This window comes from Fluviicola taffensis DSM 16823, from assembly GCF_000194605.1.
GTDB lineage: Bacteria > Bacteroidota > Bacteroidia > Flavobacteriales_D > Crocinitomicaceae > Fluviicola > Fluviicola taffensis.
In genome coordinates this window covers 1,184,684-1,195,732 of the sequence record NC_015321.1, presented here as the reverse complement: position 1 = coordinate 1,195,732, position 11,049 = coordinate 1,184,684, and the positions used below count along the sequence as shown (strand labels likewise).

Sequence of the window (11,049 nt, the reverse complement as noted above, 5' to 3'; positions counted from 1 at the left end):
TACTTGATACTTATCTCTTCCTTCAGCCTCAGCTGATGAATCGGATTTGGCACCTTCTCCTTTCCAAAATAATTGGATTGGCAGGTTGCCAAGGTTTCATAGGGCCTGTCCCTCCACCTTTCTTCATAAGTTATATCAAAGATCTGGCGCAAAGATACGGAGTAGATTTGACTTTGAAAAGGAAATGACAGAAAATTGGTTGAGACACGAAACATGAAAGTAGGCATGCGAGGCATCGCGTGCCTACAATATTTATTTTTGGTACGATCAAAAATTGAATTTCATATTTCGGTCATCCAATACGGCAAAGGAAATTTTCCCTGTCCATCTCGGAGTAATGTTGTTTCCGTCGGAGAAGACACCGTACAATCCAATTCGAAGTCTTCGTTTTGAAAATTTGAAATTGCGTTCTAATCCTGCAAGAATCTCGTAATGTTTCCAATTGTATTCAGCAACGTATAAGAATCCACAACCAAAAACAATTCCAATTCCTGTTTTCTTCATAAATGGAATTTTATTCATGATGGAACCATTGTCGTGATGAATAAAATGTGCTTCGATGTAGTAATTCCTAGATGGCAATGATGAGTCTTGATTCTGAAATGAGCTAAGAGGATTGGAGAACCAAATAGGGTCACTTCTTCGCTGGTATTTAAAATCGGCATCTTTGAGATTTTTCGAACTCAGGAATTTGCCAGATTTGATGTGATAAGAGGATGTTCCGAATGTTCCCAATTGGAAATTTTGATAAATACCGAGCAATCCATATTCGTGGTCAACATCACTTCCAAATAATTTGGGAATTCCACGCTGATAATACGCGTAAACAGTTGGCCATTTTGATCCAAGCACTACTTTTCGGTGAGGTTCGCGCATGTATTTTTGTCCAGGAGTGTAACTTACCGTGACATCTGCAAGCAAAGCTTGGTAACCTTCGAATGGTTTGAAATCATCATTGGGAATAACCGCGTCAAGGAATCCCATTTTTTTGTATCCGTTGATGGATCTTCGTTCGCAGAATTCGAGGTTGAAGTCGACATATAATCCGTTGATGTATTCTTGGGTTTGCCCAATTGTAAGTTTTGTTGCTTCAATAAAATTACTTCGTTTATAGATCTGGGTAATCGCATCATAGGAAACAATGGCATCAAAATCATGGTCAAACCCTAGCAGGAGCCGCGATTGTTTAAAGGGATTGTAGAGGTAATTCCAATAGGTATTGCCTTTAATGTCATGATTGAGAAATCCATAAGAAATCTCTGCATTGACATCTAATGTTCGCTGATCTTTCCATTTCTTAAAGTAGTTGAAACCTGGTGCAACACGCGGTCCTGCAGGGTATAATGGTCTTAGAATAGCCGCAAGAGAATTGATACTCCATTGTGTTTTTTTTGCGCGATTTCGATGTTCGACTCCGAACCAAACAACTTTCAAGAAAGTAACTTTATTGAACACCTTATCGATGGAATCTAAGTATTCTTTCCGATTCAAAGCATCGTGAATACTGTCTCGAACTAAAATAAAACGCTGTTCTTCAGGTGTTAAATCAACTAAACGCTGATTTTTCCAGTAAGTGGAGTCTTTTTCGTAAGCTTCTTCTGTAGTAACGGATAACTCATTGTTGAAGTATCGAGCAGAGAAATTGGGTTGGAAGTTATAGGAATTGAATTGAGCAAATGTTTTGCAGGTAGAAGTTTCATTTTTGTATTTGACCCCATAATTCAATACTTGTTCTTTCAGGATACAAATTGAATCTCCCGGAGTGTCAAATTCTTGGTGGATTGAAAAGTAATCGTACATGAACAAGTTTCCTTTTTCCATCGTTAAGTCGAGCTTTTGAATGAGCCAAGTGGAATCGATGACATAAATGTATCCAGTGAGTGTGGATGTTGAACTCATCCGAGGAAGAATTTTGATCTTGTTTATTTTTCGTCCATTTTCCTCGTATTGCGCTTCCAATCGGTAACGGTAAGATAAAATTCCAGGCGTTGAAATTGGACTCATTACAGGAGTGCTGTGCAAATCTTCAAGATAGAGTAAGTTCTGAAAAAAATTGAAGTTGGATTTGACAGTGGTGGTGTAGTAAAGCGTTCGATCATTTCCCCGGAGTTCGTAAGCATTGCGAATTTCTTTTACCTTATTTGGCGGAGCAAAATTTCGCGTTAATTGGATTTCTGCGATATTCATATTTCCAGCTAATTGGGTCAATTTTCGCTTTTCTTCTTCAAAAGGATCAGAATTTTGTTTCTCGTTTTTAGAGTCCTTTTCCTTTCTCTCAATAGATTCTGTGGCTTTGATATAAACTTCGACAGAATGTGGGTATGCCCATGGATTTATTTGATCTCGTTTTTTGACAACCTTGAGCATGATATCTCTCCCAGGATTTCCTCTTTTTACGGAAATCTCAGCTTCTTCTAAATCATTGATTTTTTGAGGAAATAGTTGAATGTCTTTTACCGCACTTTTGTTTGATATCACTACATAGGTTTCTCTTTCGTGGTAACCTGTTGCGTTTACGATAATAAAATACTCACCATCAAATAACTGGAGAGAATATTTTCCTTCAGCATCTGTTTGAGTTCTTAAATCTGTGTTGTTTTTGATGTAAACATTGGCGAAGGGAATAGGTGTTTTTTTTTCATCCAAAACCGTTCCGCTTAAATTCCATTGGGAAAATAAATAGGAAGGGCAAACGATAAGAATGAGTAGGTAACAACCCTTCAAAAGCTTCATTTTAACCTGGAGTATATTGGTAAAACGAAAATACGGAATTTAGCGTGCTAATTGGTTGAAAATCATACGAAACCACATTATGCTTTGATGAACGGTTATTTCTGCTCCTTGCCGTTTAAAAATGCTTGGTGTTTTTCCATGCGTTTTCTCATAAAGCGTCTCATCAGATAAGTTCCAAAAGCCATGAAAGCAAACACATAATAAACTGCCCAGCTGCTGAAGTTTTCTTTCAAACACATAACAGTTACCATGATTGTGATAATGATTCCAATTGACAGCCAAAATAGCTCCATGATGCGATTGTATGTTTTCATTTCCTGTATTATTTAGTTGAAATACGGCCTTGTGGTTCCAAGAATTCATAATTGGAAAAGTCTTGTTTTGCACGTATCCCTTTTCCATAGATTAATTCAGTTGGACTCTTAATCATGACCATTTTGTCCGTAAAGATAAGACTATCTTTTTGATCCCAGTATAGAGCTTCGGTATACATAGTTTGCTTGCGAGATGGATTATGTAACTGTACGGAGTCTAGCACGCGCATGGTTCCTTTCTGTTCATTTATTTCCCCATACAAACCAGTCAAAACGGATTCTAAATTTCCAGCATCATCAAAGAATTCGATTTTTACACCTTCTCGGAATTTTGTGATGTTCTCAGGAGTTGAATAAGCTTCTGCAAGAGGTGCATATAACTTGAACTGAGGAAAACCAGCTTCCGTTTGTAAAAGATATAATTCTTCTGTTTTTTGTTCTGGGTCGGAAGATTTAAAAGTAATTTTCTTGATTTTGTCTAAATCGTTGACACAGGAATTAAACACCAATAAACATGCAAGGCATAAATAACTGAATGTTTGTTTGAATCCCATTTAATCCAATTTATACTTTTTAAACCATTTTTCGTAACTTGATGGAGCGATGATAATTCCAAGGCTAATCGAATAGAAACGCTCTTTTAAATCAGCAGCATTCCCTGTTCCGTTTGAACCATATTGGAAACTAATATTTAAAGAGGAATTCGTTTTATGCGTTAAGAATGGAAAACCAAATCCAGCTGTCACGGAAGCAGTTTTTAATTGTCTATCGTTGATTGTGTTTGGCAATAAGCCATATTGTCCTCCAATTCTGTACTTAATTTTTGAAAAATACTTGATACCTTTTGCCTTTTTCGTAAAATCAGTGGATGGAATGAATTGAATCCCTAATTTTGAAACAAAGGTGTTTGAGAAAGTTGAACTTTCATGACTGGTAAAGTTTTCCGAATAGGATTTCCATTGCATTAAATCAACTTCTGCGAATAGTCCAAGCTGATATTTCATACCGTCCCCAACCTTTGAACTTTTAGGTCCAAAAGAATAACCAGCTCCAAACGTCTGCTTACTTGGGAAAGCTATTTTTCCTTTGTTATTGGTAATGCTCATGATGGTGTCATAATAGGTATTTTCATCCGTAACATCATCAGCATAATACAATCCGTAATCAAGATGTGTGTTTATTTGAAGTTGTGGTGTGTAAACAGCAGATAAATACAATTGGTTGTTTTTCTCATAACCAAGAGTTCTTTGATAACTTGCTCCAAAAGAATAATAGAGTGATTTCATTCTAAAACTCGTTTGATCTACTCCACCAGAAGGTTTGTTTGCATCAAAAATACTTGATCGTTCGTTTGTAACTGCTCCAAACAAATACCCAAGGTTAACACCAACACTTAGAATGGATCGATCATTTCGAATGATTGCGTAAGAAACCCCAACAAATAAAAGGCTTGTTGATCCGTATCCTTTGTAGCTATACGTAGTAGAATCATCATAGACATAAGATCGTTGGCTCAAGTTATATCCCTTGCGCGTGAAAGGCTTTAATCCAAGTCCAATTCCAAATCGCTTTCCAAAAGGAATTGCCATTGAAATATCTGAAATACCAGTTGTTCTCCCATTAAAACTTCCAATACTATTTGAATAAGTAGACAGTTTTGTGCTAACACCTACTGAAAATAAGGGTTGTCCAGGAGAAAGAAGAGAATAGGTTGAAGGATTATAGGTGTTGATCAATGTAGAGTCAAATCCGATACTTGAAATACCACCCATTGCTCCAAATTGTGCAATTTGAAGTCCTCCCTCTTCGCCGATACCCGCAGTACTATATGGTGATGATGATGCTGTTTGATTCCACGCAAAATGGCATAGAATAGTACTAATTACTAGAAGAAAAAGTTGTTTGGGCATGTATGAGTGCTATTAATAATCCTTTTAAGGTTAAATTCTCGTCGGCAAATATGCCATATTTATTACCTAATTCAAAATATTGACTGTCTCCACCCGTGAGAAAAATTGTTAATTCGGGGTAAAGTCGTCTGTATTCTTCAATAAAACCAACCATTTCCAAGTGCATTCCATTTATAACACCACTTCTCATGGCATCAAGGGTGTTTTTACCCACAAATGGGCCTTGAATCCGGTCTTCTACAAGTGGTAATTTACCTGTAAATTGGTGCATGGATTTGTAACGTAATTCGATTCCGGGAGAAATAGCTCCGCCCTCATAAATTTGAGGGTAACGAATAAAATCATATTTAATACACGTTCCGATGTCAATCACTAACGCATTTTTATCAGAAATATTTGCTGCGGCTATTGCATTTGCTAAGCGATCTATTCCAAGTGTTGTTGGAGACTCGTAATTGTTTGTAAGCGGAATGGATAATTGATGATTGAATAGGAACGCATTTGGAAGTAATCCTTTGAGCCATTTGGTGTTTTTATCCGAACGCACCGAACTAATAATTCCTGAAAGATTTTTGAATTTAATCAACAGGGACTTCAGTTTATCCAGTTCGTCGTTTGAAAAAGCATGAACTTCTTGTAAATCATGTCCTTGGAACAAACCAACCTTGATACGGGTATTTCCCGCATCGACCACAATTGATTTATTTCCCTGTTCCATTCAGTACAAAGATAGGATTGATTTAGAAAAATTTTCACTTTTTTTTAGGTCGAATGAATTCTATTACTATCTTTGCACCCACAATTAAGGATGGTGATGTAGCTCAGTCGGTAGAGCAAAGGACTGAAAATCCTTGTGTCGGGGGTTCGATTCCCTCCATCACCACTTACTAAATAGGACGAAAGCCGTAGAACAATTTGTTCTGCGGCTTTTTGTTTATTGCTTAGATAAGAATTTTATTTTGATCTGTCATTATGTTGCATCTAAGATCATTTAATTTCATTGCAGCTCGGAATGGTTCGAAGCAAACATGAATAGAAATTATGCATAAGTAACTCTTATGTCTAATTATCTTAATTATATTGTGGTCACAAACACTATTCTTCTAATAAGCTTATGAATATTAATGAAATCGATATAAAGCACATTGAACACCTGACAGATATTCAACTATCTAAATTATTACACACCCTATTGCAGATTGAACTGCAAAAAAATGATATACAAGGAAGTGTTTTAGTTCCTTTTAATATTACTACTGGAGATGGTGGTGACGATGGTCGTGTTCAATGGGATGGTGGTATTGAGTCCACGAAATGGTTAAAGCAGAGATTTTGTATTTTTCAAAACAAGGCTACAACTTTAGGACCAACAGCTTGTTATGAGGAAATTTTGAAGCCAAAAATAGAAGTCGGTGGAATTGTTCAACCACGACAATTAAAGGATCGAGTAGAAGAACTTATTGACTCGGATGGTTGCTATATTTTATTCACTAATAAGAATCTAAATTCTGAATTAAAAGCTGAAAGAATTTTGAATTTTAGAAGAGCTATTGAGGATTCAGGAAAGCCAAATTTTGATACAATTCAAATTGAAGTATACGACTCTAATACGATCAAGGATTGGGTAAATGAAAATATCTCTACTGTTACACTTGTCCAAGGGTTTAATGATATTTCAAGACCAGGTTTTAGAACTTGGGATGAGTGGCAAGCTTCCTTAATTGGGTCTGAAGTCTCATTTAAAACGAATGAAAAAACAATTCAAAATATCAATGCTATTATAGATTCTGTAAAATCGAAAAAACCGATCAGGATTATAGGGCATTCTGGAATTGGAAAAACTAGATTGGTATTAGAAGCTTTTAGAAGCGAAAATGATGTTATTGAAGCTCTTCGAAAACAAACAGTTTATTTTGAAATAGGTATTAATGGAGAACTAAAAGATATAGCAAATTATATTACTTCTCACACCAGGCAAAATGGAATTTTAGTGGTCGACAGTTGTGATGAAACTGCACATACTGTTTTGTCTGGTTTAGTTAAAACAATGGGGGAGTTCAGTTTGATTACAATTGATATTGCTTCCGAAACACAGGAGAGTCAATCGTTCAAAGTTGATAGAATTAATCAGAAAGACATTGTTAGGGAGATTATTAAAGAAATGTTAGGAGAGTCCCATGGGCAAAGTGATATTGATTATTTAAATAATGTTTGTGAGGGTTATCCTTGGATGGCAGTACGGTTTTGCAAAACGATTAAAGAAACTGGTATCGACGATTTTACAAGCATTTTACCAAGAGAATTTATTGTGAAATTATTGTTTAATGGAATTGATGAAAATAGAATTGAGTATAATGTTATAAGAGCGTGTGCTGTTTTTTCTACATTCGGTTTCTTAGATGACGAATTAAGACCAATTTTGGATACGGTACAGCAAAAAAACCTTGAGGATCAATCTGAATTTATTCGAACAAATGTTTACAGTGGTCAACAAGTTACTTCTGAAGAGTTTTATGAAATATGTAAAAAATACAAGGACAAGGATATTATAGAAAAGAGAGGAACTCAATACATGGTAAAACCTACCACACTTGCTATAACACTTGCCACTGATTGGTTATCAAATACTCCTCCTGCTAAAATAGAATCGATTTTAACAACCTTAAAAGGCGCTCCACTTGCCGAGAAATTTGTCGAAAGACTAAAAGACCTAGATCAAGCCGATAAAGCACAACAAATTGTTCAAGACTTATGGGGGCCAAACAGCCCTTTTGGGACAGCGGAAGTTCTTAATACAAGTTGGGGTTCACTCCTCTTTCGCTACGTTGTAGAAGTGAATCCGATTGCTACATCGAAAGCTTTACAGAATGCTTTTGGTCAAATGAATAAGCAAGAAATTTCCCAGATTATAGAAGGTCGTCGAAATTTAGTCTGGTCTTTAGAAAAGCTTTGTTTTCGTAAAGACGCTTTTCCAATTGCAGCTAAAATTTTGATGATTTTTGCAGTGTCTGAAAATGAAACTTGGGGAAATAATGCAACTAACCAATTTATTCAACTTTTTCAATTAGCGCTATCAGGGACAGAAGCTAATTTGCAAGAACGATTAGAGGTTATAAAATATGGATTGTCTAAGAAGGATTCGGATTTTAATCGAATTATCGTTTTAGCTCTTGGTCGCAGTCTGTTTAATAATAATTATACTCGAATGGGTGGAGCTGATCAACAAGGTAGTGGCCCAAGACTGAGGGATAATGAACCTATTTGGAGTGAAGTTCTTGAATTTTGGCAACAATCTATCACAATCTTATTAGATATTGCCCTCAATGACGAATTAAACAAGAAGTTAGCAAAGGAAAAACTCGTTCAATCATTTAGAACGCTAATTCGAGATGGAGAAGTTGATCTGGTTGTTAAAATAGTTACTAAGATCCAACAAAATTCATCTGATTTATGGGGGGACGCTTTAAATGCCTTAAAAAGTACAATTCAATTTGAAAAACTTAATTTCGAAACGCTTCAAAAAGTTGAGTTAGTTATTAACTCTCTAAAATCAGAAGATATAAAGGATCAATTATTTCTTTGTGTAACGGAGCCAGAATGGTTTCAACTGGAGAAATATGACAAAGAAAGTTTAATCGATAGACCAAGAATTAATGCCGAAAAATTGGCTAACAGATTAATTAATGAAAAAGAAGAATGGTTATCATACTTACCTAATCTTCTTCAGGGAGAACAGCGGCAAGCGTTTAATTTTGGTCGGGAACTAGGTAAAATATATCCTGAATCAGAAAGGTCTGGATTTATAAATTTTGCTTTTGAGAGTTTGGATACTATTTCGGAAGAGAAAAGAAATATTGAACTTATTGGTGGATTTATAGTTGGTGCGGATAATGATAAAATTAGTTCAGAAGTATTGGAGAAGGTATTAAGTAATTTATCATTTAATAGATATGCTTTTTACTTGATGCGCTTACTTGATGCTAGTTTGAAAGATTTAAATAGATTATTTGAAATAATTGATGGCAAAGAAATTACCGTTGGTTATTTTAAGAGTTTTCAATATGGAAGGGCATTGGAGCACCTTTTAGCTGAAGAAACGATAGAGTTATGTAAAAGAATTGCTCAATTTGGAAATGAGGGAAGATGGACAGCACTTTCTTTGATTTTTATGTATTCATATAGTAATGAGGATAATTGGAAAAAATGCAAAGATTATGTTAAGGAATTGATTTCAAGTGACAACATGATAGTTAATGAAGACGGAGGTGTAGGGATGGAGTCATATCATTGGTCTAATTGTGTCGAAAAATTATTGAATGAATCTGAAGATATTATTTTCGCAGAAATTATAGCTAACCAGATTTTAGAATTTTGTTCTGTTCGCTCATATAATTATTCGATGGAAACTTACATTCGAATAGTGATAAGTATTCTTATAGAAAAATATTTTAATTCCTCCTGGCCCATTCTGGGGAAAGGGCTTATTGGAAACTCTTTGACATTTTTACATTTAAAAAACCTATTAGGTCCTCGCAATGGAAGTTGGGAACATCCAAGCAAATTATTCACAGACGAACATAACGTTCAGATACTTCAATGGATGCGTGAAAACAAGGAAACTGCTCCTAAAAGAATTGCCAATATGATGCCATTACTAGAAAAGGATGCAACTGAAGTGCAATGGCACTCATTTACAAAAAGTGTTATAGATGAATTCGGCGATCAGAAAAGTGTACTGAATGAATTATCTGCAAATATGGGTACTTTCGGAAGTGTGGGGTCTTCAGTTCCATATTATGAAAGACAAAAAAGATTACTAGAACTTTTATTGAATCATCCACTGTATGAAGTTAAAGAATGGGCTGAAAGAATGATTGAGTATACTAATAATAGTATCCTAAGAGAAAAACTTAATGACGAAGAAAATTCAATTTAATTTAGGAATTTCCTAATTTTTTGCTAAAATCGTTCCAAATGTGATTTAAATAAATTCCAATATTTAAAGGTGAATACTATGCCAACTATTGACTTATACAACACAGATATTTCTGATATTGAAAAAAATGAATACTTATTCAAAATCAAAGTCCTGCGAGAATACATGAGCAAATCTGAGAATTTGCTACCTGTTGAGATTGATTTCTTGAAAGCAAATTTCTCTCTATTAATTGCAATTGTACCATACTGGAATCAAAAGATAAACTCCTTTAAATTACCATTTGAACGTTTGGTAATTAATGAAGATGTCAGTCCTAATAATTCAAGATTACAAAGCCTTGTAAATCTTAGATATCCGCCTTTAAGTATTGCAGACAAAATAGATTATAATAGAGCAAGTTTGAAAGGAACTTGTATATTCTATGCAGGGAGTATGGGGATGCTTCCTATAACGGTTGAGGTTCAACCTAAAGCAGGGCAAATGATAACAAGTTCAAAATGGAAATTCAATGCCAAAAGAGAACTTAAATTCGTTAACATTTGCTTCTCACATCAATCTGCTATTAAAAACCATAAGGAACTTTGGGATGACTATAAAACATTCCAGGAGTGCTTAAAACAAATGCAACCCAATAATAAAGAGGTTGTTATTGAAGTTACCAAGTTTATTGAAGATGCTTTTACTAAAACTGTTTCCCCTAATAAAAGACAAGGTTATATAATGAGTGCTTTGATTGCAGATTATTTTTTCAACAACCCAGATGATCCTGTAGATGCAATTTATTATCCAAGTGTTCCAAATAGAGGTTCTGCAATGAATATAGCGATTAAGCCAGGGGTTGTAGATGAATTATTTGATATGATTGAAGCATCAGAAAGTATCGTGTTCAGTGATCCCGCAAGTGGAAAAGGTGGGTGGTTTTCTTTTGGAACGGCAAAATGTACAAGTTATGACAAAGATTCATTAAAGCTTGAATGGCAGCAATCGCAAATCCCAAAAGACCATGCTATAAATGAAATAATAAAGTCATACGATATAAAATTTGACTAATTCATAAGAGTTGGAATAAATGTTTAAGATGTTTAGTTCGTCCTCAAGTGTGCTACTAAATTAAAAACGATATCCTCGAAACAGTAGTTCTGCGGCTTTTTCA

The 11,049-nt window shown here is 35.1% G+C and carries 7 protein-coding genes, 1 tRNA gene and 1 riboswitch; of the genes, 3 read left to right on the top strand and 5 right to left on the bottom strand.

What is annotated here, in order from left to right:
- Window positions 1–7: 7 nt before the first annotated feature.
- Window positions 8–132: riboswitch (SAM riboswitch) on the bottom strand.
- A gap of 135 nt (window positions 133–267) precedes the next feature.
- The 5 genes from FLUTA_RS05320 to FLUTA_RS05300 form a co-directional block, all read right to left on the bottom strand.
- Window positions 268–2,733, bottom strand: coding sequence for a DUF5686 and carboxypeptidase regulatory-like domain-containing protein (locus FLUTA_RS05320; protein WP_013685836.1), 2,466 nt, complete (start codon window positions 2,731–2,733; stop codon window positions 268–270).
- 95 nt (window positions 2,734–2,828) lie between these two features.
- Window positions 2,829–3,047 carry a hypothetical protein gene (locus FLUTA_RS05315; protein ID WP_013685835.1) on the bottom strand — a complete coding sequence of 73 codons (219 nt, stop codon included), beginning with the start codon at window positions 3,045–3,047 and terminating at the stop codon, window positions 2,829–2,831.
- 8 nt (window positions 3,048–3,055) lie between these two features.
- The gene (lptC, locus tag FLUTA_RS05310; protein WP_013685834.1) at window positions 3,056–3,601 is read right to left on the bottom strand and encodes an LPS export ABC transporter periplasmic protein LptC; all 546 of its coding nucleotides are present in this window, start codon (window positions 3,599–3,601) and stop codon (window positions 3,056–3,058) included.
- Window positions 3,602–4,957, bottom strand: a complete 1,356-nt coding sequence (locus tag FLUTA_RS05305) for a porin family protein (protein ID WP_013685833.1) — start codon at window positions 4,955–4,957, stop codon at window positions 3,602–3,604.
- Window positions 4,926–5,675: a type III pantothenate kinase gene (locus FLUTA_RS05300; RefSeq protein ID WP_013685832.1), complete on the bottom strand. Its 750-nt coding sequence runs from the start codon at window positions 5,673–5,675 to the stop codon at window positions 4,926–4,928. The genes FLUTA_RS05305 and FLUTA_RS05300 overlap by 32 nt, the downstream gene beginning before the upstream one ends.
- Before the next feature lie 92 nt (window positions 5,676–5,767).
- Between FLUTA_RS05300 and FLUTA_RS05295 the strand changes: the two genes are divergently transcribed.
- The 3 genes from FLUTA_RS05295 (at window position 5,768) to FLUTA_RS05285 (ending at window position 10,946) form a co-directional block, all read left to right on the top strand.
- A tRNA-Phe gene (locus tag FLUTA_RS05295) sits at window positions 5,768–5,840 on the top strand.
- 231 nt (window positions 5,841–6,071) lie between these two features.
- The gene (locus FLUTA_RS05290; protein ID WP_013685831.1) at window positions 6,072–9,893 is read left to right on the top strand and encodes a hypothetical protein; all 3,822 of its coding nucleotides are present in this window, start codon (window positions 6,072–6,074) and stop codon (window positions 9,891–9,893) included.
- A 78-nt stretch (window positions 9,894–9,971) separates the two neighbouring features.
- Window positions 9,972–10,946: a hypothetical protein gene (locus FLUTA_RS05285; RefSeq protein WP_013685830.1), complete on the top strand. Its 975-nt coding sequence runs from the start codon at window positions 9,972–9,974 to the stop codon at window positions 10,944–10,946.
- Window positions 10,947–11,049 lie beyond the last annotated feature (103 nt).

Bases quoted from the DNA above. Each gene is read 5' to 3' on its own strand.
- FLUTA_RS05320 (WP_013685836.1), bottom strand. From the start codon at position 2,733: ATGAAGCTTTTGAAGGGTTGTTACCTACTCATTCTTATCGTTTGCCCT.
- FLUTA_RS05315 (WP_013685835.1), bottom strand. From the start codon at position 3,047: ATGAAAACATACAATCGCATCATGGAGCTATTTTGGCTGTCAATTGGA.
- lptC (WP_013685834.1), bottom strand. From the start codon at position 3,601: ATGGGATTCAAACAAACATTCAGTTATTTATGCCTTGCATGTTTATTG.
- FLUTA_RS05305 (WP_013685833.1), bottom strand. From the start codon at position 4,957: ATGCCCAAACAACTTTTTCTTCTAGTAATTAGTACTATTCTATGCCAT.
- FLUTA_RS05300 (WP_013685832.1), bottom strand. From the start codon at position 5,675: ATGGAACAGGGAAATAAATCAATTGTGGTCGATGCGGGAAATACCCGT.
- FLUTA_RS05290 (WP_013685831.1), top strand. From the start codon at position 6,072: ATGAATATTAATGAAATCGATATAAAGCACATTGAACACCTGACAGAT.
- FLUTA_RS05285 (WP_013685830.1), top strand. From the start codon at position 9,972: ATGCCAACTATTGACTTATACAACACAGATATTTCTGATATTGAAAAA.